The sequence below is a fragment of the Pseudomonas sp. A014 genome (genome assembly GCF_052378495.1).
GTDB lineage: Bacteria > Pseudomonadota > Gammaproteobacteria > Pseudomonadales > Pseudomonadaceae > Aquipseudomonas > Aquipseudomonas machongensis.
Window position 1 is genome coordinate 1,927,776 of record NZ_CP199001.1, and the last position, 22,923, is coordinate 1,950,698.

Consider the following 22,923-nt stretch of genomic DNA (forward strand, 5'->3'; position numbering starts at 1 on the left):
ACCACGGTGCAAGGCGTCAAGCGCAAACTGGTCTACGTGACCTTCTATGAACTGATCGGCCTGGGCATGTCGACCCTGGGGCTGGCCTATCTCTCCGACACCCCGGCCTCGCACACCGGCCCCCTGGCGGTAATGATCACCACCATCGCCATGTTCTGGAACCTGGTCTACAACAGCCTGTTCGAACACTGGGAAAGCCGTCAGGCCAAGCGTGGGCGCAGCCTGGCACGTCGTGTGGCGCACGCGGTGGGCTTCCAGCTGACGCTGGTGCTGTACCTGATTCCGCTGATTGCCTGGTGGCTGGACATGAGCCTGGTCGAGGCGTTCGTGGTGGACCTGGCGTTCATCGTGCTGGTGCCGTGCTACACCTTCGCCTACAACTGGGCGTTCGACCGCATCTTCGGCCTGCCGACCTCGGCCATGGCAGTGGCCTGAGGCGTCAGGGCCGGCCAGCACCCGACAACAGGCCATCCTCGATCTGCCCCGACAGGTAGTACACCCCCGAGAGCGCGCCGCTCTGGCGGTTTTCCATCAGCTCGCGCCATTCCTCGTTCAGCGCCACGTTGAGGATCACCCGCAGTTGCTCGACCATCTGCGGTTGTTCGCGGTCATGGGTCATCATGCCGAAACCGGCCACCGCCACCGAGATCATCGCCCCGGCGGCCTTGCCTACTGCGGCCGCCACCGCGCTGGCGATGCCGCGCGGAGCCAGGGTGGCGCCGAGTTTTTCGCTGGCGCGGGTGGCCACCGACGACAGCCCCACCTCGGTTTGCCCGGGAGCCTTGGCAGCCTGGTCGTGCAGGTGCTGGCGCAGCGCCTGCCAGGCGGGCTGCTGGTCCAGTGACTGGGCGCGCAGCAGTTGGTAGAGCGTCGCATCCCTGGCCGCGGGCGGGCCCAGGTCGATGGCCGCAAGGTGATTCAGACGCTGGCTGACCTGATCGGGCGGGGCGTTGTAGCGTTGGATGATTGTCGGCAACTGCTTGGCGAACAGTTCCAGGTACAGCGCGCTGGCGCGGTCGCGGATGCCTTCGGGGTTGATCTGCTCGGCGACCGGTTCGATCACCCGTTCGTGGTACTGCGCCTGCAGGTACAGCGCCAGGCGTTTTTCTGGCGGGTCACTGCCGTTGCCGCTGTTCATCTTGTACCAGGCAACCTTGAGGGTCAGCCACTGCTGGGTCCAGTAGCCGGTGAACCAGGGGATGAAGTCGCTTTCGGTGCGTTGCTGCACCTGTTCGCGCCAGACCCGCATCGAGCGACGGGCATAGTCGCTGGCCGAGCCGGTGGCGGCAACCGAGGCGCTAATCAGGTCCTGGTCGATCTGTTGCCAGAGGGCGGGGGTGAGCGTGGCCGGGGGCGGGGCGGGTGAGGTGCGTTTGCCGGCACAGCCAGCCAGGGCCAGCAGCAGGCACAGCAGCAAGAGGGGAATGCGCGGGTTCACGCTGGTAGCCTCCCTGGGTAGAGGCTGGATTAGGTCTTCTGATTATAGGAGCGGGAAGGGCCGCAGAGCGGCCCCTTTTTGCAGTGCGGAAGCCATGTTCAGCCCTCGCGTTTCAGATGCAGCAGCGGATACGGATCGCCCTGGCCATCGACTTCGCTGCGTCCGGTCTGGACGAAGCCCTGGCTGAGGTAGAAGCCCACGGCCTGCGGGTTCTGTTCGTTGACATCGACCTCACGCACGCCCAGCTCGGCGACGACGTCAGCCAACAGCGTCTTGCCGATGCCCTGGCCGCGGTAGATCGGATCGACGAAGAGCATCTCCAGCTTGCCCTCGTGTACCCCGGCGAAGCCGAGGATCTGCCCTTGTTCATCGTATGCGGCGCGCAGCTGGACGAAGCCCAGGTACTGGTCGCGTACCAGCGGGCGCAGGCGTTCGATGTAGCCTTCGGGAAGAAAATCGTGCGTAGCCCGCACCGAGGCTTCCCACAGTTCGGTCAGTCGCTCGAACTGCTCTGCGCCGACTGGCGCGATGGTGTGTTGCATAAGACCTCCTGGCGTATATTTGCCGGGCGCATGGTAAGGCGCCCGGCAAGCCTTGGCCAGCGAGGCCTCAGCTCGGCCAGCAGGACTGGCGGATCACGCTGCAGAAGTTGCCGGGATGGAAACCCGGTTCCTTGTCGGCGATGACATCGCCCTTGACGTTGCCGAAGGTGGTCTGCGGCTTGTGGCGGATGCCATCGTAGAAGGCCTGGATGATCGCTTCCTTGAACTGCTCGCCGCGAGGGTGGGCCTGGACCACGGCGTCGCGCTCGGTGGCGCTCAGCCCCTCGTGGTGCAGGCCGAGGACGTCGGTCTCGACACCGGCGGTCACCAGTGCGATCAGCGGGTGCATGAACTCGGGAATACCCGGTGTGGTGTGCAGGGCGATGGCGGTCCAGACCCGCTCGATGTCGCGTTCGGCGATGCCATGGCCCTTGAGGAAGTCACGGGCGGCGTTGGCGCCGTCGACCTCGAAGCGGCAGCAGTCGCTGCTGTGCTGATGGGTCAGGCCCATATCGTGGAACATGCAGCCGCAGTACAGCAGTTCGCTGTCGAACTTCAGGCCCAGGCGCTTGCCGGCCAGGGCGGCGAAGTAGAACACCCGGCTGGAGTGGTGAAACAGCAGCGGCGAGGCGGTGTCGCGGACCAGTTCGGTGATTTCACGGGCCATGGCGCTGTCAGGCACCTGGATACCGGCGATGGAGGTGGACATGGGTGACTCCTGGGGTGGTGTGGTGGTGGAGTCAGTGTGGCGGGGCGGGTGGCTGTCCTCAATTGACGTTATGCGCCATATCCTGCCATTGTCGGTCTGCGACAGACATGGCCTGCGCATGGGGTCGGTCGGGGTTTTATGCTGTCGCTACCCACCCTTTTGCGTGCCTACAGGATCTCCAGATGCCCTCGCTGACCCTCGCCATCCTTGCCATGCCCGGCGTCCAGTTGCTCGATGCCAGCGGCCCGCTCGATGTCTTCGCCGAGGCCAACCGCCAGGCCGGTCGCGAGGTGTATCGCCTGCGCCTGCTGGCCTGCGAACCCGGCCCACTGGTCAGTTCATCCGGCGCACGCCTGCTGCCCGATGGCTGGATCGGCGACACCCACGAGCCCATCGACACCCTGCTGATCGCCGGTACGCCGCAGGCGGCCAGCCAGCACCTGCGCAGCGGCATCCTCGACTGGCTGCGGGGGCGCGCCGCCAGTTGTCGACGCTACGGATCAGTCTGTACTGGCGCCTTCGCCCTGGCGGCTGCCGGCCTGCTCGATGGCCGACGCATCACCACGCACTGGGCCGTCGCCGAGGCCTTGGCCGAGCGCTATCCCGAGGTGCAGGTGGACGCCGATGCGATCCAGGTCCATGACGGCAAGGTGCGCACTGCGGCGGGGGTGACGTCCGGGCTGGACCTGGCGTTGAGCCTGGTGGAGGAGGACCTGGGGCGAGAGCTCGCCAAGCAGGTGGCAGGGCAGTTGGTGATGTACTTCAAGCGTCCGGGCGGGCAGTTGCAGTTCAGTCGCCAGGGCGCCTCGTCGCCGGTCGGGCGCTCGGTGCTTCAGGGGTTGCAGCGCTATGTGGCCGCCAATCCGGCCGAGGATCACAGCATCGCCAGCCTGGCGCAGCGGGCGGGTCTCAGCCCGCGGCACTTCGCCCGGCTGTTCCAGGCCGATGTGGGCATGACCCCGGCCGCCTGGGTGGAACTGGCACGGGTCAATGCCGCCCGTGAGCGCCTCGAGGGCGGACGCGAGCCGCCCAAGCAGGTGGCCGCCTTCTGTGGCTTCGCCAATGTCGACACCCTGCGCCGCGCTTTCGTGCGGCATGTCGGGGTCACCCCGGCGGACTACCGCAAACGTTACGCGCGCACGCTCTGATCGAGGTCGAGCTTGGCTTCGAGGCGGTCCAGGTGCTGGTGCATCAACGCCAGCGCCGCGGTGCTGTCGCCATCTTCCACCGCGTCGATGATTGCTGCGTGCTCTTCCCAGGCGCAGTGCTCGCAGCAGGGCGACTCGTAGCGGGCGATGATCAGCGAGGTCATCGGCACCAGGCCATTGAGAAAGCGCGCCAAGGGTGCGTTGTTGGCCATCTGCGCAAGCTTGAGGTGGAATTCGCCGCCCAGACGGATGGCCGTGCAGCGCTCGCCGCGTTCGTGGTGCAGGCGCTCGCGCTCGACCAGTTGTCGCAGTTGGCGGATCTGCCCCGGACGCGCGCGCTGGGTGGCCAGGCCGATCAGTGTGGTTTCAGCCAGGCGCCGTGCACTGAGCACCTGGCGTGCCTGTTGTGGATCGGGTGCGGCCAAATGTGCGGTGTGGCTGGGGCGCTGCACCACCACTTGTTGGTCGGCCAGGCGCCCGAGCACCCGGCGGATCACTGTGCGGCTGACGCCGAAGGCATTGCCCAGCGCTTGCTCGGGCAGGGCGCTGCCAGGTGGCAGGCGCTGTTCGAGGATGGCGTCGAACAGGCGCGGGTAGATCTGTTCGGCTCCCAGGCGGCCTTCGCCGGTCTTGATCAACTGGGGCAGGCACGGGTCGGCGTGGGCGAAGGCGGTCATGATCGCTCTCCTGACGTCAAAGATGCGGGTCCGGATGGTCGTCCGGGATATTCAGTTCGATGCCCATGCGCTGGCCCTCGGCGAGGATGTGCCGGCGCATCTGGGCGCTGGCCTGGGCGCTGTTGCGTGCGCGGATGGCGCGCACCACTGCCTCGTTCTCGTCGAGCCGTGCGGCCAGGTGTTCAGGGGAGTCGCGCAGCATGGCCGCGCTCTGCTTGAGCGCGTTGCTCGTCTGCTGCACCACGCTCTGGAAGATCGGGTTGGTGGTCAGCGCGAACAGCGCCTCGTGGAAGGCGATGTAGGCGGCTACGCCTGCCTCACTGTCGCAGGCGTCAACGGCTTCGCGCAGGTCCATCAGGGTCAGGCGCAGCTGGCCGATGTCCTGGTTGCCCGCCGATTGCGCGACCAGCCCGGCGATGAAGGGCTCGAGGGTGTAGCGCAGCTCCAGCACATCGGCCAGGCTGGCAGCGCCGACGCTATCGGTGCTTTGTACCAGCGTGGCGTCGGCCTCCAGCACCAGCACACCTTTGCCAGGCATCGAACGCACCAGCCCGAGGGTTTCCAGTACGGTCACCGCTTCACGCAGGCTGGGGCGGCTGATGCCCAATTGTTCGGCCAGCTCGCGCTGGCCTGGCAGCATTTCGCCGCTGCGCCACTGGCCGCGGGCCAGGGCCTTGCGCAGCTTTTCCACCACGGAGTTGACGACGGTCGATGAGCTGATCACGGTTCGCTCCCTGATTGAAACCTGAGTCTTGGCGCCTGTGGGCCGGCGCTGAACGCCGGCCCTGGCACGGTCAGAATTCCTGCTGATGGGCCTGGCCCGGTTTGCGCGCTACCGGTGCGAAGCCGGGCTTGCCGGCCAGCACGTTGTTGGCGCGCTCCATGTCGATGTCCTTCTCCCAACGGGCGATGGCCACGGTGGCGACACAGTTGCCGATCAGGTTGGTCAGTGCCCGGCCGATGCCCATGAACCAGTCCACGGCCAGCACCAGCACCAGGCCGACCACCGGGATCGCCGGCACAGCGGTCAGGGTGGCGGCCAGGATCACCAGCGCCGAGCCCGGGATGCCGTGGGCGCCCTTGGAGGTGACCAGCGACACCAGCAGGATGGTCAGCAGGTCGGTCATGGCCAGCGGCGTGCCGGTGGCGTTGGCGATGAACACGATGGCCAGGGTGAGGTAGATCGAGAAACCGTCCAGGTTGAACGAGTAGCCGGTCGGAATCACCAGTCCCACGGTGGAACTGCCGATCCCCAGGTGTTCGAGCTTGCGCATCACCTGTGGCAGTACGGCGTCGGAGGAGGCGGTGCCGAGGACGATGGTCAGTTCCTCGCGCAGGTACTTGATGAACGGGATCAGCTTCAGGCCCGACACGCGCATTACCGTGCCCAGGATCAGCAGCACGAAGCCTGCACAGGTGATGTAGAACAGCGCCACCAGCCCGCCCAGGTGCTGCAGCGATTCCAGGCCGTACTTGCTGGTGGTGAAGGCGATGGCGCCGAACACGCCGATCGGCGCCAGGCGCACGATCATGCCCATGATGCGGAAGATCACATGGCTGAGTTCGTTGATCAGGCGCGAGATGCCCGAGGCCGACTCGCCGACCAGGTTCAGTGCACTGCCGAACAGCACGGCGAACAGCAGGACCTGGAGGATGTTGTTGTCGGCGAAGGCACCGATCACCGAGGTCGGAATCAGCTCCATGAAGAACGCCGTGGCGCCGTGGATGTGCGCACCGCGATCGGCCAGGGCGCCGGCATCGGCGCTGGAGAGCTGGTCGAGGTGGATGTTGGCACCTTGACCAATGCCGGTGGAGAAGGCCAGCACCAGGCCGATGACCAGGGCGATGGTGGTGAGGATTTCGAAGTAGATCACCGACTTCAGGCCGATGCGTCCGACCTTCTTCAGGTCGCCCGCGCCGGAGATGCCGCTGACCACCACGCAGAACACGATGATGCCGATGAGCATCTTGATCAGCTTGATGAAGCCGTCACCGAGGGGTTTGAGCTGCAGGGAAACTTCGGGAAAGCTGAGACCGCAGATAACGCCCAGGGCTAGGCCCAGGACAACTTGGAGGAAGATCGAACGCGAGCACCATTTGAGCATGGGAGGGATCTCTGATCGGTGTCCCTGCTTCGATGCACGCCAGGGGATGGCGGGCGAAAGAGCGCAGGACTTAATTATTGTGGTCTTACCGGTTTGTCCAGTGCGGGGTAAATGTAAGCGCGAATTTCCGAGCTTGGCAAGGGCTTTTGGACTTACCGGTCTGACCAGTTGCAGGCGAGTGCACTGCAGGCGCTCTGCGCGGGGTGTTGGAGAGGAAAATAAATTTTGACGGGTGCGGCGTCGCTGGATACCGGGCCGACGGGCGGCCCGATATCAGCGAATGGGGGATTTTGAAGAGGTCAGGCTTGTGGTGCGAGGCTCTTGACCGACGCCAGTTCCGGGTGGGCGACCAGCTTGTCGATATGCAGTTCGTCGTCGTTCATCCAGGCTTCGGTCAGCACCCGGTAGTGCTCCATGTCGCGGCAGCGCATGCGCAGGCTGTAGTCGAAATGGCCGCTGATCAGCTGGCATTCATAGACCTGCGGGCAGGCCCGCACGGTGGCCTCGAAGGCGCGCTGGGCGGAACGCCCGCTCTGGTTGGACAAGGCCACCAGGACCAGCAGCGACAGGCCAGGCGACACCTGCTGCAGGTCGATGATCGCACCGTAGCCGCGGATCACACCTCGTCGCTCCAGCTTGCGCACCCGCTCAAGGCAAGGCCTGGGCGTCAGGTGCACGAGGGTCGAGAGCTTCTCGTAGGTGATCCTGCCGTGGTGGCGCAGCACATCGATGATCGCTTCATCGATGCGGTCCAGCGGCGGGTTGGCGGGGGAGCGGGTGGCCTTGCTATCCATACGGCGTGACTTCACTTCAAACGGTTTGAGAGAAACTGTTGCAGGCGCGCGCTCTGCGGGTGGTCCAGGATGTCGGCACTGCCGTGCTCCTCCACCAGTCCCTGGTGCAGGAACAGCACCTGGCTGGACACCTGGCGGGCAAAGCCCATCTCGTGGGTGACCATGAGCATGGTACGTCCTTCCTCGGCGAGCGTCTGTATCACCTTGAGCACTTCGCCGACCAGCTCGGGGTCGAGCGCCGAGGTCGGTTCGTCGAACAGGATGATCTCCGGCTCCATGGCCAGTGCGCGGGCGATCGCCACCCGCTGCTGTTGGCCGCCGGAGAGGAATGCAGGGTATTGCTCGGCGGCGCGCGCGGGCAGGCCGACCTTGTCCAGATAGGTGCGCGCTCGTGCCTGGGCCTCGGCGGCACTGATGCCCAGTACCTTGCGCGGCGCCAGGCAGATGTTTTCCAGCACGGTCAGGTGGCTCCACAGGTTGAAATGCTGGAACACCATCGCCAGGCGTGTGCGCAGGTTCTGCAGTTGTGCAGGTGGCGGTGTGCGGGTGCCGGGGCGGATCTGCAGGGTCTGGCCGTCGAGGGTGATGCTGCCGGCATCGGGCTGTTCGAGGAAGTTGATGCAGCGCAGGAAGGTGCTCTTGCCCGAGCCACTGGCGCCGATCAGGCTGATCACGTCGCCCTTGCGGGCTTGCAGCGATACGCCCTTGAGCACCTGGTGCTCGCCGTAGTGCTTGTGCAGGCCGTCGACGCTGAGCTTGATCGCGCTCGCATGGGCCTGGGTGGAGGGCGCGTGTTCGAAGTTCAAAGGCAGTGCGGTGGCGGTCATGGAATCAGCCTCGTACGGGATCAAGGAAGCGCATCCAGCGGCGCTCGGCGAGTCGGAACAGGCCGACCAGGGCGAAGGACAGCAACATGTACAGCAGCGCAGCCACGCCGAAGGCCTGGAAGGTCAGGAAGGTCGCGGCGTTGGCGTCGCGCGCCACCTTGAGGATGTCGGCGACGGTGGCGGTGAAGGCCAGCGAGGTGGCATGCAGCATGAGGATCAGCTCGTTGCTGTAGGCCGGCAGCGAGCGGCGCAGGGCCGCCGGCAGTACCAGGAACAGGTTCAGCTTCCATCCGCGCAGGCCATAGGCCTGGGCCGCCTCCAGTTCGCCGGCGGGCAGGTTGCGGATCGCCCCGGCGAAGATCTCCACGGTGTAGGCGCAGGTGTTGAGCACGAACGCAAGCAGGGTGCAGTTGAGTGCGTTGCGCAAGAACTGGTCGAGCACCGCGTGTTCGCGTACCACCTCCAGGCTGTAGAGGCCTGTGTAGCAGATCAGCAACTGGATATAGAGCGGTGTGCCGCGGAACACGAAGGTGTACACCTGCACCGGCACGCGCAGCCAGCTGTGGCGCGACACCCGCGCCAGCGCCAGGGGTAGCGAAAGGACGAAACCCAGGACCATGCTCGCCAGGAACAACCACAGCGTCATGGCCAGGCCCGACAGGCCACTGCCATCGTTGTACAGATAGGCGATGCCGTATTGCTGAAGGAGTTCGATCATCGTGCCAGTCCCCGCACGCCGGTGTTGTAGCGCCGCTCAAGGTGCTTGAACAGACGATTGGAAAGGGTGGTGATCAGCAGGTAGACCAACCCGGCCACGCACAGGAAGAACAGCATGTCATTGGTGGTCTTGCCGGCGTTCTGCGCGGCCTTGACCAGGTCGGCCAGGCCGATGATCGACACCAGTGCAGTGGACTTGAGCAACACCAGCCAGTTGTTGCCAAGGCCCGGTAGGGCGAAACGCATCAGTTGCGGGAACAGCACCAGGCGAAAGCGCTGGGCGCGGCTCAGGCCGTAGGCGGTGGCTGCCTCCAGTTGACCCGCTGGCACGCTGAGGATCGCGCCGCGAAAGTTCTCGGTGAAGTAGGCGCCGTAGATGAAGCCCAGGGTCAGCACGCCGGCGCCGAAGGGGTCGATCTCCACGTAGTCCCAACCCAGTGCTTCGGTGAGGTCGTTGAGCCAGATCTGCATGCTGTAGAACAGCAACAGGATCAGCACCAGGTCCGGGACGCTGCGGATCAGTGTGGTGTAGAGGGTGGCCGGGATACGCAGCACCTTGGAGTGCGACAGCTTGGCGCTGGCGCCGACCAGGCCGAGCAGCAGGCTGAGCAGCAACGACAGGAATGCCAGCTTCAGGGTCATCCAGGTGCCTTGGGCCAGCAACGGGCCGAAGCCTTGCAGAGAAAGCAAGTCGTTCATGAGAGGGGTCTCGTGCGACGGGATGGCTTGGGGATCGAAGCTGTCGGCGCTGGCCGCTTCGCGGGCAAGTCGGGGCCAGCGCTGGCAGCGACGATCACTCGTTGTAGATGTCCAGGTCGCCCACGTACTTCTTCTGGATTTCGGCGTAGGTGCCATCGGCGTGGATCGCCGCGATACCCTTGTCGAGCAGGGCCTTGAGCTCCGGGTCTGTCTTGCGCAAGCCCATGGCGATGTCCAGCGGCAGGCTTGGGTCCTTGATCGCCGGGCCGCTCTTGAAATCGGCGCCCTCAGGCTTGGAGAGGAAATTCAGCTGGGCTTCGAGGCGGTCGGTGACGGTAGCGTCGAGACGACCGTTCTGCAGGTCGGCGTAGTTCTGGTCCTGGGACTGGTAGGCCTTGACCTGCGCGCCGAGCGGGGTCAGCACGGCGCGGGCGTAGGCTTCCTGCAGCGAACCCTGCTGCACGCCAACCTGCTTGCCCTTGAGCGACTCGGGGGTGTCGCCGAAGGTGGCGGACTTGCGCGCCACTACCGAGGTGGGGCTGAGGAACAGACGGTCGGTGAAATCGATCTGCTTCAGGCGCGCGGGCGTGACCGCCATCGATGACATGATGGCGTCGAACTTGCGCGCACGCAGCGCCGGGATCATGCCGTCGAACTCGTTGTGCACCCAGGTGCACTTGACCTGCAGCTTGGCGCAGATGGCATTGCCCAGCTCGATGTCGAAGCCTTGCAGGCTGCCATCGGCGGCGACGGATTCGAAGGGTGGGTATTCGGGGAAGACGCCGAAGCGGATTTCTGTCCATTCCTTGGCCTGGACGGCAGTGGCACACAGCGAGAACAGCAGGACGCCGAAGCGTTTTCGCATGGAGAGCATAGGTGTGGTCCCTGGGTGTTGTTATTGGTTGTAGGGCGGCGCAAGTGCGTAGGTCTGTCCGTGACTCTGGAGTCGGGGTCAGGATGCGCGAGGCAGAGGGTTTTTTTGTGTCGTTTGTGCGGGTGCTGGAGACCGGATTCGGTCGTTAACGGCGGAGCGACGGCGGAATCCGCTGTCATGACATCGATTTACAGATGTGCGACAGCGGTTTTGGTGGGTGGGCCCGGAAATAGGGCGGGTGCGATTCTGGTCGTCGCTATTCGGTCGGCGCTATTCCAGGGTGCGCCCGGCCCGCCAGTAGCCCATCAGCGTCAGGCTGTCGCGTGCCAGGCCACGCTCTTTGATCAGGTAGCGGCGGATCTCCATCACCGTCGCTGACTCGCCGGCGATCCAGGCGTGAAAGGCGGCGGCCTGGTCGCTGGCCAGCTCCCAGAGGCGCTGGTCGATGTCGACCTCCTCGAGCTCGGCGTTGCGGGGCGCTGTCGCGTTCGGCAGCGTGGCAAGTTCATGTATCGCGTGCAGCATGCCTTGGCCGTGATCGCAGGCCAGCACGTCGCGGGGCAGCCAGTGCACCCGGGTGGCCGGGCCATGGTGCAGGTCAAGGCAGTCGAGCTCCAGGGGAACCTCGATAAAGGCTTCGACCGCCAGGTGCGGGCGGGTGTCGGCCAACTGTTCGAGCGCCCCGGCGATCGCCGGCAGCGCGGTCTCGTCGCCTACCAGCAGAATCTGCCGTGCCTCGCGTGGGGGCTTCCACTCATAACCGCCGGGGTCGCCGTCATAGGCGAGGTTCGGTGCAACCATCTGCAGCCGATCACCGGGACGCGCATGGGTCGCCCAGGCCGAGGCGGGGCCATTGATCCCATGCAGGACGAAATCCACCTCCACCTCATGCTGCTCGCGCCGCAGCGCGCGCAACGTGTAGGTGCGCATTGGGGGCGTCTGCTCCGCCGGGAGGTCGCGCCGTGCCTGCTGCCATTTCTCGTGCTGGGGGAGTCGTGGCGGCTGGCCGTCAGGGGAGGGGAAGAACAGCTTGATGCGCTGGTCCGGCGCCAGGGTGGTCATCTGCCCGATGTCTTCGCCGGTGAAGACGAAGCGACACAGCGAAGGGCTCAAAGGCACGATGGTCTTGAGTTCGACATCGAAGATCCGGTAGGCGCTGGCGCGATTCGGGCGTATCAGGCGCGACAGGAAGGAGGTCATCGGCAGCCTCTGCTGGCAAGGAGTCTTCTGAAGGAACGAGCGCCAGCGGCGGTGAATTAGACCCGGTAAATTTTGCCCGCCAGCGTACGTTCTAGCTTGGATAGAAGCCGCAGCATGGCTGGAACGGATAGAGGCGCAATGACCATTTCCCGACGAGGATTCATCGCAGGCCTGGCAGTGGCGGGGGCCGCGGGTACCGCCGCCTACTATGCGCACAAGGAGCTGACCCACGACCCTGAAGACGACATCGTCACCCCGGGCGAGGCCAGCGTCGAGCTTGCCGACCTTGCCGGGCAACTGCTGGCCGACCATTTGCGCGGTGTCTGGGATATCCGTTTCGAAGGCGCCGATGGCGGCCTTGAAGGCCTGCCGCGTGAGGGGGTCGAAGTGTTCTTCGACGTCGCCACCAAAGGCCGTGGCCTGCGCGGTTTCGTCGATACCGGCGAGCGCCTGCGGGCTGATGGGCCCGCCGCCTACCGGGTGCTGGGCGATCTGGTCGGCGCGTCGTCTGCCCAGGTGCGCTGGCGTCTGCTCAGTGAGAAAGGCGGGCCGGGCTATGAGTGCGTGGCCAGCCTCGACGAGGTCTGGGGCGAGTTCGCCAACGCCGGCAGCGGCACCCTCAGCGGCCGCTTGCAGCGCCTGGACCGGCCCTTGACCTTGCCGGTGGAGGACAGCCGTTTCGTTGCCGTCAAGCGCCTGTTCCCAGAGGCGCGTGAGCGCCTGCCCTATACCCCGGCCATGCAGGCCTGGGTCATCAGCCCCGAGCACCGCCTTTTCCACCAGCTCTGGCATGCGACCCGCGATCAGTGGCACAAGATTCCCGAAGACAAGCGCAATGCGTTGCGCGGCCTGGGCTGGCAGCCAGGGCCGCGGGACCGCGAACGCGATGCCCGCGGCCCGCGCAAGCACCGCAATGGTTCGGGCGTGGACTTTCTGTTCATGCACCGGCACATGCTCGATGCTGCACGCGCCCTGCAGGACCTGCCCTCCTGGCAGCGCTTTCCGCTGCCACAGCCCAATGTCGAGTTCGACCGGCAGGGTTTTGCCCGCTATTACGACAACCACGACGGCTGCTGCGTGCCGCCGCCCTGGCAAGCGCCGGGCGACGACGAGTATGGCCAGTGGGTGTCGGCGATCAAGGCCGGGGAGACCTTCTGCAGCAATTTCCAGGTCTGGGAATCGCAATACCAGGACCCGCAGTACCTGTCGAAGCTGAGCCTGGGCACCTTCGGCTCGGAAGTGGAAATGAACCTGCACGACTGGCTGCACATGTGCTGGGCCTCGGTCCCCCGGGACCCGTCCAACAGTGCACCGGTGCCCTTTGCGCGCGACCCGTCGGATTTTGCCGGGCGCTGGTTCGGCCGCGAGAACGACTTCCTGGGCGATCCGTTTTCCTCTCACGTACACCCGGTGTTCTGGGGTTTCCACGGCTGGATCGACGACCGGATCGAAGACTGGTATCGCGCCCATGAGCGCTATCACCCGGGCCAGGTGCGGCGCTTGGAGGTCAATGGCGTGAAGTGGTTCGCGCCGGGCCCTTGGGTGGAAGTCGCAGACCCTTGGCTGGGGCCGGACACGCATGGGTGCAGCACCACGCCAGGTATTCGTCCGGGCAAGACGGTGGAGATGGATGTCGAGGTGATGAAGCTTGCGCTGCGTATCACCTTCGGCGAAGAGGACGGCATCGCCGACCTGCTGCGGCGCGTGCCGCGTCGGCCTTGGTACGCGCGTAACCTGTCGATGAAAAATATTCTTTCCTGAGTAACACCGAGTTGTGCTTATCGCGGGCAAGTCGCAGCGGCGGTTCGCCGCTGCGACTTGCCCGCGAAGAAGACAACCCGCGCCGACGGGCTGACCTCAGAGCCTCCATCCCCCGCCCAACGCCTTGTACAGCGCCACGCTCCCCTGCAACCTGGCCAGGCGCAGCTGCGCCTGCTGGTCTTCAGCCAGGTACAGGGTGCGCTGCGTTTCCAGTACCGTCAGCAAGGTTTCGGCCCCCGACGCATAGCGCTGTTCGGCGAGGCTGAAGGCGATGCGCGCCTGTTCCACTTCCTGATCCTGCCACTGGCGTTGCCGGTCGACGCCGTCGATCGCATTGAGCGCCTTTTCCACGTCTGCAAATCCCGCCACGATCTGAGCGCGATAATTTTCCAGCAATTCTTCCTGGCGCGCCTTGGCCTGGTCACGTTCGGCGCCGCGTCGGCCTCGGTCGAAGATGGGCGCGGTGAGGGCGGTGGTGAGGGTATAGAAGGGGCTGTCGAGCACGTTGGCGAAGGTTCGGGCGCCACTGCCCAGGTCGGCGCCCAGTACCACGCGCGGCAGCATGGCGGCCCTGGCGACCTGCACGTCGGCGCTGGCCGCCGCCAGGCGTGCCTCGGCGGCGGCGATGTCCGGGCGGCGACTGAGCAGTGCACTGGGTACGCCGCTGCCGATGCCTGGCCAGTTCAGTGCACTGATCGACTCCTGGCTGGTACCCAGGCTCTGCACCGGGTCACCGAGCAGGGTGGCGAGTGTGACGCGGTTGTCCTGCCACTGTTGCTCCAGCAACGGCACCTGGCGCTCCTGGGCGGCGACCAGGCCGCGTTGCTGGGCCAGTTCCAACCGGGTCGCCGAACCGGAGCGTTCACGGGCTTCGACCAGGCGCAGGACATCGCGCGCGTTGTCCAGGTTGAGCCGGGCGATACGCCGCTGCTCTTGCAATGCCAGCCCTTGCAGGTAGCTGTCGGCGACAGCGCTGAACAAGGTGAGCTCGACCGTCTGGCGGTCGAATCGGCTGGCGTCGAGGTTGCGCAATGCACTGTCGCGGGCGGCGCGCAGGCCGCCCCAGAAATCGATTTCGTAACTGGCGCTCAGGCGCGTGGCGAAGGCGGTACTGGTGCGTTCGCTGCTGGTGGCGTCGAGCTGGTCGTTACCGTCGCCGCGCAGCAGGCGTTGGCGGCTGCCGTCCACCCCCAATTGCAGTTCGGGCAACAACGGCGCTCCGGCGATCACGGCGCGGGCCTGGGCCTGGCGCACCCGTGCGGCAGCGGCCGCCAGGTCGTGGCTGTTGCTGCGGGCGCGCTCGATCAGGCGATCCAGTTCGCGGCTGGCGAACGCCTGCCACCAGGCGCTGTCCGGCAGCGCCTGGTGGGTGTCGGTGGCGCCTTGCCAGGTGGGCGGTGGCGTGATGTCGGCCTGCGGCGGCGGTGTGCTGTTGCAGGCGGCGAGGCAGAGGCTCAGGGTCAACAGGCTGATGCGGCTTGGCAATGTCATGGGCTACACGCTGGTAAGGGCTTTGACCGGGTCGAGTCGGGCGGCTTTGCGCGCCGGCATGAAGCCGAACACGACACCGGTGATCACGGCGCAGGCAAAGGCGCCGAGGATGGCGGGCAGGGCGAAGGCCACGGCGATATCGGCCAGCAGCAGCGCACCGCCGATGGTCAGGGCCAGGGCGATGCCGGTCACGCCGCCGACCATCGACAGCATCACCGCCTCGGTGAGGAACTGGCGCAGGATGTCGCGCTGGCGAGCGCCGGTGGCCATGCGGATACCGATCTCGCGGGTACGTTCACGCACGGTCATGAGCATGATGTTCATCACCCCGATGCCGCCGACCAACAGCGAGATGGCGGCAATCGCGCCGAGCATCAGCGACAGGCTGTTCTGGGTGCGCGCCTCGGCCTGGATCAGCGCCGCGTCGTTGGTCAGGTCGAAATCCTGCTTGCCCTGATGACGCTTGCGCATCAGGTGGGCGATGGCCGCTTCGGTCTCCGAGACCCGGCTGGAGTCGGCAGCGGTGATGATCACGTATTCGGGATCGTGCTTGCCGAACAGGCGCATGGAGGCGGCCGAGTAGGGCACCACGATGCGCTCGTCGCTGTCCTGGTTGCCGGAGCTTGCGCCTTTGGCCGCGAGCACGCCGACGATCTGGAAGGGCACGTTCTCGATCAGCAGGTACTGGCCCAGCGGATTGCTGCCGGGGGGCAGGAGCTTTTCCTTGACCTTCTGGCCGATCACCGCCACGGCGGCGCCGCTGCGCTCGTCGGCGTCGGTGAACAGGCTGCCTTCGACCACCGGCCAGTTGAGAATGTGCGGGAACTCGGTGTTGTTGCCCCCCACGTAGAACGACTGGTTGTTGTTGCCGTGGCGAACCATCAGCTCGCCACCGATCACCGGCATGATGCGCTGCACCTGGGGCAGGCCGGCGATGGCGGCAACGTCGTCGAGGGAGACCAGGCCCGCCGCTTCGCGGGCGGTGGCGTGCTTGCCGCTCAGATAGAGGATGTTGGAGCCGAAGGCGGCCATCTGCGCCATCACCTGGCGCTTGCTGCCTTCGCCGACGGCGAGCATCACCACCACCGAGGCCACGCCGATGACGATGCCGAGCAGGGTCAGGGCGGTGCGGAAGCGGTTGATCCACATGACCCGCCAGGCGGCCTGCAGCGATTCGACCAGCTCGCCTTTCCAGGCGCCGCGCAGGCTGGCGCCGCGGTCCAGACGCTGGCGCAGATCATCGGCCTGCAAGCCAGGTGTGGGCGCAGCGGGGGAGCGATCGGCGGCCGAGTCGCTGATGATCGCGCCGTCGCGGATCTCGATGATCCGCCGAGCCCGCGCCGCCACCTCACGGTCGTGGGTGATGAGGATGATCACGTGACCTTGGCTGGCCAGTTCGTCCAGCAGGGTCATGACCTCGGCGCCGCTGTGGCTGTCGAGGGCGCCGGTGGGTTCGTCGGCGAGAATGATGTGGCCGCCATTCATCAGTGCCCGGGCGATCGATACCCGTTGCTGCTGGCCCCCGGACAACTGGTGCGGGCGGTTGCCGGTGCGGCTGGCCAGGCCAAGGCGTTCGAGCAGCGCGGCGGCGCGCGCATGGCGTTCGGCTGCAGGGGTACCGGCGTAGATCGCCGGCATCTCGACGTTCTCCTGGGCCGAGCCTGAGGGAATCAGGTGATAGCCCTGGAACACGAAACCGAAGGCCTCGCGGCGCAGCCAGGCCAGTTCGTCGCTGTCGAGTTCGGCGACGTCACGGCCAGCGAAGCGATAGCTGCCTCGGGAGGGGCGGTCGAGGCAGCCCAGGATGTTCATCAGGGTGGATTTGCCGGACCCGGAGGCGCCGACGATGGCGACGAACTCGCCAGGCTGGATGCTCAGGCTGATACCACGCAGCACCTGGACCTCGGGCGAGTAGATGCCGCCGTAGACCTTGTGGATGTCATCGAGCTCGATCAGCGGTGCGTTCATTCAGCCTCCGCTGGCGCGTGGTGCGCCGATGACCAGTTGCTCGCCTTCGCTCAGGCCGTCGAGGATCTGTACCCGCAGGCGATCGCTCAAGCCGGTGCGTACCTGGCGCTGTTCGACTTTGCCGTTACGGTTCAGGACCTGCGCCAGGCGCATGCCTTCGGTGGGCGCGTCGTCCAGCGCCGCCAGCGGCGCGGTGAGCACCTGGCTGGCCTGGCCTGCGACGAAGAACACCTGGGTGGTCATCTCGGCCATCAGTGCGCCGTCAGGGTTTTCCACGTCGAGCAGTACCGTGTACTGCACCACCTTGCTGCCGGTGGTGCCGCTGCTGGCGCTGGCCGGGCTGCCGCCGCCCTGGCTGGTCTGGTCGAGCGGCTTGGGTGGGATCGGCAGGATCTGGCGCACGGTGCTGGTCCAGCGGCGTTTGCCACCGGCCAGTGTCGTGAAGTAGGCGGTCATGCCAGGCTTGACCTGGCCAATGTCGGCCTCCGAAACCTGGGCCCAGACGGTCATCGGCGACAGGCGGGCAATGCGCAGGATCAGCGGGGTCTGCTGCTGGGCGTTGAGGGTCTGGCCCTCGCGCGCGTCCACCGCCACCACGGTGCCGTCCATCGGTGCGTAGATCCGCGTATAGCCGAGTTCTGCCTCGTCGCTGCGCAGACTGGCCTGGGCCTGGCGGATCTGCGCCTGGTACATGTCGATGCGTGCCTGGGTCACCTTGAGCTGCGCCTGGGCCTGCTGGACATCCTCCTGGCGGGTCGCGCCGGCCCTGGCCAGGTCGTGCTGGCGCTGAAACTGCTGTTGGGCCAGCAGATACTGGGCACGCTGTTCGGCAAGCTGGGCCTTGAGGTTCTCGATCGAGTAGCGGCCGGCGTCCAGGCGGGCCTGTTGAGTGGAGGGGTCGATCTCCACCAGCAGTTGGCCCTTGCGCACTTCATCGCCGGCTTCCACGTGCAGTTTGCGGATCTGCCCGGAGGCCTGGGCGCCGACATCCACATAGCGACGAGGCTGCAGGGTGCCAAGGGCGGTGACGCTGCTTTCGATGTCGCCGCGGGTGACCTGCACGGTGCTGACCGGCAGAGTGCCGAACGGCAGGGCTTTCCAGGCCAGCAGGCTGCCCAGCGCGGTCAGGCCCAGGCCGCCGAGAACGAGGCGGCGACGGAGTGTGGATGTACGTCTCATGCAGACTTCCAGCCAGGGATGAAGGGCGTGTCGCGCCTTGCAGGGCACGCACGGAGGTCACAGTTAGACGAACACTGGGGAAATGGATTTAGCCGCAGGTGAGAGGGTGTGTTGCTGAGAATGGTTGTAATTTGTAAGATGACACGCTGATATCACTGATGCGTATTTTCAATCGCATTGACGTTGCCCAACGGGAGAGGCAAGGGCCGTGGTGGAACATTACTATCGCGAACTGGTGAGTTTCCTCTCCTCGCGTCTGGGCAGCCGGCACGCGGCAGAAGATGTTGCCCATGACGCCTGCCTGCGCCTGCTCGAGCGCGGCGGTCACCCGCCGATCGAGCGACCCCGTTCCTTCCTCTACCGCACGGCACTGAACCTGGTGATCGACCGGCACCGGCGTCAGTCGGTGCGCCAGTCCGAGCCGCTTGAAGTGCTGGACAGCGACGAGCGCTGGCACAGTCCGGCACCGTCCCAGCTGCTGCACCTCGATGAGCGCCTGGAGATGGTTCGGCGCGCACTGGACGAGTTGAGTGCGCCGTGCCGCGAGAGCTTCCTGCTGCGCAAGCTCGAGGGTCTGTCGCATCCGCAGATCGCCGAGCGCCTCGGGGTTTCGCAGAGCGTGGTGGAAAAGCACATCGTCAATGCCATGAAGCACTGTCGCTTGCGCATGCGTCAGTGGGAGCAGTGAAAAGCGCGTGAAACAGGGGTGAAAAATCCCTGTGCAGCGCCTTGATTTATCGTCGGTTCCCGACAACTATCAAGACAGAGACCCGTCATTGCCCGCACAGGCGCAGCAAGGCCAGGCAGTGTCTCTGACCACCTTGCCGCCAGGGTCCGGACCATGCCGAACAAGTCCATGCGTATCCTCATCGCCGACGAGCATCCCGCTCAGCGCCTGCAGCTGGAACGCATGCTCAATGGCCTGGGCTATTACCGGATCGCCCCGGTGGAAAGCTTCGAAGACCTGCAGCGCCTGGTGCAGAGCGCGTTGCACCCGTTCCAGCTGTTGGTGGGCAATATCGAACTGGGCAGCCATGCCGGCGTCGATCTGGCCCGCTTCTGCCGCGTCAGTCCGCAGATCCAGCATGTGCTGCTGTACCACTCCCAGCATCTGAAAGTGCCGAGCGTCGCGCAGAGCGAACGCCAGGCGGTCAGTGTCAGCCTGCCCAAGGTGCCCGATAGCGAGGCACTGGAATCGTTCATGGCGATCATCGACACCCCGCAGTTGCTGGGGCAGGTTGCGCTGCCGTCGGCGCTGGCTGGCGGCGCAGGCTGCTCCTGGCGGCGGATGAACTTCTCGCACACCGCCTTCAGCCGTTCCAGCTGAGACGCATCGGCTTTTGCTATCCTCTTGCCCTTTGCCGATCTGCGGAACCCAGAAATGACTGCCATCGATACCGCCCGCGCGCCTCGTTTCAGCCGCGGCGATCACCGTACCCTGGGCCTTGCGGCCCTTGGCGGCGCGCTGGAGATCTACGATTTCATCATCTTCGTGTTCTTCGCCCTGACCCTGAGCCAGCTGTTCTTCCCGCCACAGATGCCGGAGTGGCTGCGCCTGCTGCAGAGCTTCGGGATCTTCGTCACCGGCTACCTGGCACGCCCTCTGGGCGGCATCCTCATGGCGCACTTCGCCGACCATCTTGGGCGCAAGCGCGTGTTCAGCCTGAGCATCCTGATGATGGCCCTGCCGTGCCTGCTGATCGGAGTCATGCCGACCTACGCCGACATCGGCTACGCCGCTCCTCTGCTGCTGCTGGCCCTGCGTATCCTGCAGGGTGCTGCGGTCGGCGGCGAGGTGCCCAGCGCCTGGACCTTCGTGGCCGAGCACGCACCGCCTGGGCGTCGCGGCTACGCCCTGGGCTTCCTGCAGGCGGGGCTGACCTTCGGTTACCTGCTTGGCGCGCTGGTCGCCACCTTGCTGGCGCGGCTCTACACCCCACAGGAAATCCTCGACTTCGCCTGGCGTTATCCCTTCCTGCTCGGTGGGGTGTTCGGCGTGTTCGGTGTCTGGCTGCGCCGTTGGCTGAGCGAGACGCCAGTGTTTCTTGCCCTGCGTGAGCGGCAGGCGCCGCCCGTGGCATTTCCGCTGCGCACGGTGCTCACCGGCCACCGCGCTTCGCTGATCCCGGCCGCGTTGCTGACGTGCGTGTTGACCTCTGCGGTGGTGGTGCTGGTGGTGATCACCCCGACGGTCATGCAGCAGCGCTTCGAGATCGATGCCGGGCATACCTTCGCGCTCAGCAGTGTGGGTATCGTCTTTCTCAATATCGGTTGCGTACTGGCGGGGCTGCTGGTCGACCGCATCGGCGCCTGGCGCGCGGTGACGATCTACAGCCTGTTGCTGCCGCTGGGGATCGGCGTGCTGTATGCCAGCCTGGTAGGGCAGTGGGGCTGGACCTGGGCGGCTTATGCGTTAGCCGGGTTGTCGTGTGGCGTGGTGGGGGTGGTGCCATCGGTGATGGTCGGGCTGTTCCCGGCGCAGATCCGGGTGTCGGGGATTTCCTTCACCTACAACCTGGCCTATGCCCTTTGGGCGAGCACCACGCCCTTGGCACTGATTGCGCTGATGCCGTGGAGCCCCTGGGTGTGCGTCGGGTTCTGCCTGATCATGGGCGTGGTCGGGGCCTTGACCAGTGTCTTCTACGCCCAGGCCACGCCCCTGTGTGCCGAGGAGCGTGCGGTCGGTTGTTGAGTGTGCAGGCGCGCGGCACGTCGGGGCGCCGAACCGGCGCCCCACAAGGAGGGTCAGGACTTGAAGCGCCCGACCAGGCCGTTCAACTCTTCCGATAGCTGCGACAGCCTGCCCGAGTCCGATTGCGCCGAGCTGGCCAGGCCTTCCACCAGCCTTGCCTCGTCGTAGATCTGCTGGATGTGCCGGTTGATCTCTTCGGCCACGCTGTGCTGCTCCTCGGCGGCCGCCGAGATCTGCAGGTTCTGATCGCGTATCTCGTTCACCGACAGCTGGATACCCTCGAAGCTGTCTCGCGCGCGTTCGATCGACGACACGCTGGCCCGCGACAGGTCCAGGCAGCTTTCCATCTTCTGCGACACCTCCTGGGTCTTGTTGCCCAGGGTGTTGAGCAATTGGTCGATCTCGCCGGTGGAGTCGGCGGTACGCTTGGCCAGCGCCCGCACTTCATCGGCGACCACGGCGAAACCGCGGCCCTGGTCACCGGCACGGGCGGCCTCGATCGCTGCGTTCAGTGCCAGCAGGTTGGTTTGCTCGGCGATGGCGCGGATGGTGCCGAGGATCTGGTTGATATTGCGGCTGCCTTCCTCGAGCTCGACCATCGCCTGCGACGACTCGCTCAGGCGGCTACCCAGGCGATTGACGTTGTCGGTGGTCAACTCGATCTGCTGCTTGCCCTCGGCGACGCGGTGATGGCCGTTCTCTGCGGCGTCGGCTGCGCTGCTGCAGGACCGCGCGACCTCGTTGGCGGTGGCGACCATCTCGTTGAAGGCGGTGGACACCAGTTCCACGGCTTCACGCTGGCGCCCTGCGGCTTCGTTCATGTTGCCGGCCAGTTCGCTGTTGGCCCGCGATGCCTCGTGCAGGTTGCCCGAGGCGGCGCCGATGTGCTGGATGAGTTGGCGGATCGCCGCGAGGAACTTGTTGAACCAGCCGGCCAGCTCGGCGGTTTCGTCCTTGCCCTGGATCACCAGGTCCTGGCGCAGGTCGCCTTCGCCCTGGGCGATCTGCTGCAAGCCCGTGCTGACCTGGCCGATAGGCTTGACGATGACCCGCGAGAACGCGGCTGCAACCAGGGCGAAGACCAGTGCCAGCACCAGCACGATGACGGCGGTGAGGTAGGTCATGTGGGTGGCGGCGCCCATCACTTCGCTGTACTCGATCAGGCCGACGAAGCGCCAGCCCAGGTCAGGCGAGGTCCAGACATTGGCCATGTAGCGCACACCATCGATCACCACCTCGGTGGATCCTTGCTCGGTGGCTGCCAGTTGTGCGTAGGGCTCGCCCAGGTCCTTCAGTTGCTTGAAGCCATGGCTGGCATCACGTGGATCAACCAGTACGGTGCCGTTCTCGATCAGCATCACGTAGCCGCTCTTGCCCAGCTTGATGCTCTTGACCAGCTCGGTGAGGTTCTACAGCGACACGCTGACCACGAACACCCCCTTGGGCTTGCCGCTGGCATCGTTGAGCGTACGCGCGGTGCCGACCAGGGCGACGTCGTCCTTGTCGTAGTAGTAGGCGGCGGTGCGCACGGTCTTGCCTGGGGTGGCCATGGCGGCCTTGTACCAGGGGCGTGCGCGTGGATCGTAGCTGGCCAGTTTCGGGTCATCCGGCCATTTGGCGTAGGTGCCATCTTCGAGGCCGATGGAGATGATGGCGGCCGCAGGATGAGTGGCGCCGTAGCGGGCAAAGGCGTCGATGACCTGTTGGGTGGCTGCAGGCAGGGGGTGGCTGGCAGCGTCGGCAGAGGTGTAATCCTTGAGTGTACTTACTGATGTGTATACAGGATCCGTCGCCATTTGTTCCACGTTCTGCAGCGTGCCGTCGAAGAACTGCCGCATGTTGCCGTCGATCTGGCGAATTTCGCGGGTGCTGCCGTCGAGGAACTGATCCACCGCCTCAGCGCGGATGTTCACTACGGAAATCACACCGACCAGGGCCACCGGGATGAAAGCCACCAATACGAACGCAAGCACCAGCTTATTTTTTATCTTCATCGGGACGAACCATTCGTGGGAGTGAAAAGCAGGGAGCCATTTCGCATGCGTGATGGCTATCTGCTATTTATCCTGTTTCGGCGCGTCTCTGGGAAATCTTTAACGCAT

At 65.6% G+C, this 22,923-nt stretch carries 23 protein-coding genes; 6 read left to right on the plus strand and 17 right to left on the minus strand.

What is annotated here, in order from left to right; translation table 11 throughout:
* Nucleotides 1–6 precede the first annotated feature (6 nt).
* Nucleotides 7–435 (plus strand): PACE efflux transporter, encoded by a 429-nt coding sequence (locus tag ACTYOL_RS09005; RefSeq protein WP_054892437.1) that lies wholly within the window; start codon nucleotides 7–9, stop codon nucleotides 433–435.
* A 4-nt stretch (nucleotides 436–439) separates the two neighbouring features.
* Here ACTYOL_RS09005 and ACTYOL_RS09010 read toward each other — a convergent pair whose 3' ends face one another.
* From ACTYOL_RS09010 to ACTYOL_RS09020, 3 genes are all read right to left on the minus strand, one after another.
* Complete coding sequence (locus ACTYOL_RS09010; protein ID WP_444757800.1) at nucleotides 440–1,438, minus strand: hypothetical protein; 999 nt, start codon at nucleotides 1,436–1,438, stop codon at nucleotides 440–442.
* A gap of 98 nt (nucleotides 1,439–1,536) precedes the next feature.
* Nucleotides 1,537–1,980 (minus strand): GNAT family N-acetyltransferase, encoded by a 444-nt coding sequence (locus tag ACTYOL_RS09015; protein WP_112897857.1) that lies wholly within the window; start codon nucleotides 1,978–1,980, stop codon nucleotides 1,537–1,539.
* A 67-nt stretch (nucleotides 1,981–2,047) separates the two neighbouring features.
* A complete protein-coding gene (locus ACTYOL_RS09020; RefSeq protein WP_054892434.1) occupies nucleotides 2,048–2,689 on the minus strand; it encodes an HD domain-containing protein in 642 nt (213 codons plus the stop codon).
* A gap of 182 nt (nucleotides 2,690–2,871) precedes the next feature.
* On the opposite strand from ACTYOL_RS09020, the gene ACTYOL_RS09025 reads away from it, so the two are divergent.
* Nucleotides 2,872–3,837, plus strand: a complete 966-nt coding sequence (locus ACTYOL_RS09025) for a GlxA family transcriptional regulator (RefSeq protein WP_153772928.1) — start codon at nucleotides 2,872–2,874, stop codon at nucleotides 3,835–3,837.
* Here ACTYOL_RS09025 and ACTYOL_RS09030 read toward each other — a convergent pair.
* The 9 genes from ACTYOL_RS09030 to ACTYOL_RS09070 all read right to left on the minus strand — a co-directional run bounded on the left by ACTYOL_RS09030 (nucleotide 3,819) and on the right by ACTYOL_RS09070 (nucleotide 11,730).
* Nucleotides 3,819–4,514, minus strand: coding sequence for a GntR family transcriptional regulator (locus ACTYOL_RS09030; RefSeq protein ID WP_054892432.1), 696 nt, complete (start codon nucleotides 4,512–4,514; stop codon nucleotides 3,819–3,821). The genes ACTYOL_RS09025 and ACTYOL_RS09030 overlap by 19 nt on opposite strands.
* 16 nt (nucleotides 4,515–4,530) lie before the next feature.
* On the minus strand, nucleotides 4,531–5,238 hold the full coding sequence (locus ACTYOL_RS09035; protein ID WP_054892431.1) for a FadR/GntR family transcriptional regulator: 708 nt from the start codon (nucleotides 5,236–5,238) through the stop codon (nucleotides 4,531–4,533).
* A 70-nt stretch (nucleotides 5,239–5,308) separates the two neighbouring features.
* On the minus strand, nucleotides 5,309–6,619 hold the full coding sequence (locus ACTYOL_RS09040) for a C4-dicarboxylate transporter DctA (protein WP_054892430.1): 1,311 nt from the start codon (nucleotides 6,617–6,619) through the stop codon (nucleotides 5,309–5,311).
* A gap of 299 nt (nucleotides 6,620–6,918) precedes the next feature.
* A complete protein-coding gene (locus ACTYOL_RS09045; RefSeq protein ID WP_054892429.1) occupies nucleotides 6,919–7,413 on the minus strand; it encodes an Lrp/AsnC family transcriptional regulator in 495 nt (164 codons plus the stop codon).
* A gap of 11 nt (nucleotides 7,414–7,424) precedes the next feature.
* Entirely contained in the window at nucleotides 7,425–8,240 is an 816-nt protein-coding gene (locus ACTYOL_RS09050; RefSeq protein WP_232233559.1) for an ABC transporter ATP-binding protein, read from the minus strand.
* 4 nt (nucleotides 8,241–8,244) lie between these two features.
* The gene (locus ACTYOL_RS09055; RefSeq protein ID WP_197892539.1) at nucleotides 8,245–8,958 is read right to left on the minus strand and encodes an ABC transporter permease; all 714 of its coding nucleotides are present in this window, start codon (nucleotides 8,956–8,958) and stop codon (nucleotides 8,245–8,247) included.
* A complete protein-coding gene (locus ACTYOL_RS09060) occupies nucleotides 8,955–9,656 on the minus strand; it encodes an ABC transporter permease (protein WP_200603218.1) in 702 nt (233 codons plus the stop codon). Before ACTYOL_RS09060 ends, ACTYOL_RS09055 begins: the two co-directional genes overlap by 4 nt.
* 94 nt (nucleotides 9,657–9,750) lie before the next feature.
* Entirely contained in the window at nucleotides 9,751–10,530 is a 780-nt protein-coding gene (locus ACTYOL_RS09065) for an ABC transporter substrate-binding protein (protein WP_444757801.1), read from the minus strand.
* A 270-nt stretch (nucleotides 10,531–10,800) separates the two neighbouring features.
* Nucleotides 10,801–11,730: a siderophore-interacting protein gene (locus ACTYOL_RS09070; RefSeq protein WP_444757802.1), complete on the minus strand. Its 930-nt coding sequence runs from the start codon at nucleotides 11,728–11,730 to the stop codon at nucleotides 10,801–10,803.
* Between the two features lie 138 nt (nucleotides 11,731–11,868).
* Here ACTYOL_RS09070 and pvdP point away from each other — a divergent pair, with 138 nt between their 5' ends.
* A complete protein-coding gene (pvdP, locus tag ACTYOL_RS09075) occupies nucleotides 11,869–13,491 on the plus strand; it encodes a pyoverdine maturation tyrosinase PvdP (RefSeq protein ID WP_444757803.1) in 1,623 nt (540 codons plus the stop codon).
* Nucleotides 13,492–13,587: 96 nt separating this feature from the next.
* Here pvdP and ACTYOL_RS09080 read toward each other — a convergent pair whose 3' ends face one another.
* From ACTYOL_RS09080 to ACTYOL_RS09090, 3 genes are read right to left on the minus strand one after another with little or no spacing between them, the layout of a single operon-like run.
* Complete coding sequence (locus tag ACTYOL_RS09080) at nucleotides 13,588–14,982, minus strand: efflux transporter outer membrane subunit (RefSeq protein WP_444757804.1); 1,395 nt, start codon at nucleotides 14,980–14,982, stop codon at nucleotides 13,588–13,590.
* Nucleotides 14,983–14,985: 3 nt separating this feature from the next.
* On the minus strand, nucleotides 14,986–16,950 hold the full coding sequence (locus tag ACTYOL_RS09085; protein WP_444757805.1) for a MacB family efflux pump subunit: 1,965 nt from the start codon (nucleotides 16,948–16,950) through the stop codon (nucleotides 14,986–14,988).
* Entirely contained in the window at nucleotides 16,951–18,129 is a 1,179-nt protein-coding gene (locus tag ACTYOL_RS09090) for an efflux RND transporter periplasmic adaptor subunit (RefSeq protein ID WP_200603223.1), read from the minus strand.
* A gap of 211 nt (nucleotides 18,130–18,340) precedes the next feature.
* On the opposite strand from ACTYOL_RS09090, the gene ACTYOL_RS09095 reads away from it, so the two are divergent.
* From ACTYOL_RS09095 to ACTYOL_RS09105, 3 genes are all read left to right on the plus strand, one after another.
* Complete coding sequence (locus ACTYOL_RS09095) at nucleotides 18,341–18,817, plus strand: sigma-70 family RNA polymerase sigma factor (protein WP_054892480.1); 477 nt, start codon at nucleotides 18,341–18,343, stop codon at nucleotides 18,815–18,817.
* Between the two features lie 153 nt (nucleotides 18,818–18,970).
* Nucleotides 18,971–19,456, plus strand: coding sequence for a response regulator (locus ACTYOL_RS09100; RefSeq protein ID WP_125930357.1), 486 nt, complete (start codon nucleotides 18,971–18,973; stop codon nucleotides 19,454–19,456).
* Nucleotides 19,457–19,510: 54 nt separating this feature from the next.
* On the plus strand, nucleotides 19,511–20,821 hold the full coding sequence (locus ACTYOL_RS09105; RefSeq protein ID WP_444757806.1) for an MFS transporter: 1,311 nt from the start codon (nucleotides 19,511–19,513) through the stop codon (nucleotides 20,819–20,821).
* Nucleotides 20,822–20,874: 53 nt separating this feature from the next.
* Here the strand turns inward: ACTYOL_RS09105 and ACTYOL_RS09110 are convergent, their stop codons facing one another.
* Both ACTYOL_RS09110 and ACTYOL_RS09115 read right to left on the minus strand, forming a co-directional pair.
* Nucleotides 20,875–22,179 carry a methyl-accepting chemotaxis protein gene (locus tag ACTYOL_RS09110; protein ID WP_444758137.1) on the minus strand — a complete coding sequence of 435 codons (1,305 nt, stop codon included), beginning with the start codon at nucleotides 22,177–22,179 and terminating at the stop codon, nucleotides 20,875–20,877.
* 51 nt (nucleotides 22,180–22,230) lie between these two features.
* The gene (locus tag ACTYOL_RS09115; protein WP_444757807.1) at nucleotides 22,231–22,815 is read right to left on the minus strand and encodes a hypothetical protein; all 585 of its coding nucleotides are present in this window, start codon (nucleotides 22,813–22,815) and stop codon (nucleotides 22,231–22,233) included.
* Nucleotides 22,816–22,923: the final 108 nt, after the last annotated feature.

What these genes read in the sequence shown, in the direction of transcription:
- ACTYOL_RS09045 (WP_054892429.1), bottom strand. Translation starts at nt 7,413, where the DNA reads ATGGATAGCAAGGCCACCCGCTCCCCCGCCAACCCGCCGCTGGACCGC.
- ACTYOL_RS09085 (WP_444757805.1), bottom strand. Translation starts at nt 16,950, where the DNA reads ATGAACGCACCGCTGATCGAGCTCGATGACATCCACAAGGTCTACGGC.
- ACTYOL_RS09050 (WP_232233559.1), bottom strand. Translation starts at nt 8,240, where the DNA reads ATGACCGCCACCGCACTGCCTTTGAACTTCGAACACGCGCCCTCCACC.
- ACTYOL_RS09065 (WP_444757801.1), bottom strand. Translation starts at nt 10,530, where the DNA reads ATGCTCTCCATGCGAAAACGCTTCGGCGTCCTGCTGTTCTCGCTGTGT.
- ACTYOL_RS09070 (WP_444757802.1), bottom strand. Translation starts at nt 11,730, where the DNA reads ATGACCTCCTTCCTGTCGCGCCTGATACGCCCGAATCGCGCCAGCGCC.
- ACTYOL_RS09060 (WP_200603218.1), bottom strand. Translation starts at nt 9,656, where the DNA reads ATGAACGACTTGCTTTCTCTGCAAGGCTTCGGCCCGTTGCTGGCCCAA.
- ACTYOL_RS09025 (WP_153772928.1), top strand. Translation starts at nt 2,872, where the DNA reads ATGCCCTCGCTGACCCTCGCCATCCTTGCCATGCCCGGCGTCCAGTTG.
- ACTYOL_RS09020 (WP_054892434.1), bottom strand. Translation starts at nt 2,689, where the DNA reads ATGTCCACCTCCATCGCCGGTATCCAGGTGCCTGACAGCGCCATGGCC.
- pvdP (WP_444757803.1), top strand. Translation starts at nt 11,869, where the DNA reads ATGACCATTTCCCGACGAGGATTCATCGCAGGCCTGGCAGTGGCGGGG.
- ACTYOL_RS09030 (WP_054892432.1), bottom strand. Translation starts at nt 4,514, where the DNA reads ATGACCGCCTTCGCCCACGCCGACCCGTGCCTGCCCCAGTTGATCAAG.
- ACTYOL_RS09055 (WP_197892539.1), bottom strand. Translation starts at nt 8,958, where the DNA reads ATGATCGAACTCCTTCAGCAATACGGCATCGCCTATCTGTACAACGAT.
- ACTYOL_RS09040 (WP_054892430.1), bottom strand. Translation starts at nt 6,619, where the DNA reads ATGCTCAAATGGTGCTCGCGTTCGATCTTCCTCCAAGTTGTCCTGGGC.
- ACTYOL_RS09080 (WP_444757804.1), bottom strand. Translation starts at nt 14,982, where the DNA reads ATGACATTGCCAAGCCGCATCAGCCTGTTGACCCTGAGCCTCTGCCTC.
- ACTYOL_RS09110 (WP_444758137.1), bottom strand. Translation starts at nt 22,179, where the DNA reads ATGCTGATCGAGAACGGCACCGTACTGGTTGATCCACGTGATGCCAGC.
- ACTYOL_RS09100 (WP_125930357.1), top strand. Translation starts at nt 18,971, where the DNA reads ATGCCGAACAAGTCCATGCGTATCCTCATCGCCGACGAGCATCCCGCT.
- ACTYOL_RS09015 (WP_112897857.1), bottom strand. Translation starts at nt 1,980, where the DNA reads ATGCAACACACCATCGCGCCAGTCGGCGCAGAGCAGTTCGAGCGACTG.
- ACTYOL_RS09105 (WP_444757806.1), top strand. Translation starts at nt 19,511, where the DNA reads ATGACTGCCATCGATACCGCCCGCGCGCCTCGTTTCAGCCGCGGCGAT.
- ACTYOL_RS09115 (WP_444757807.1), bottom strand. Translation starts at nt 22,815, where the DNA reads ATGAAGATAAAAAATAAGCTGGTGCTTGCGTTCGTATTGGTGGCTTTC.
- ACTYOL_RS09090 (WP_200603223.1), bottom strand. Translation starts at nt 18,129, where the DNA reads ATGAGACGTACATCCACACTCCGTCGCCGCCTCGTTCTCGGCGGCCTG.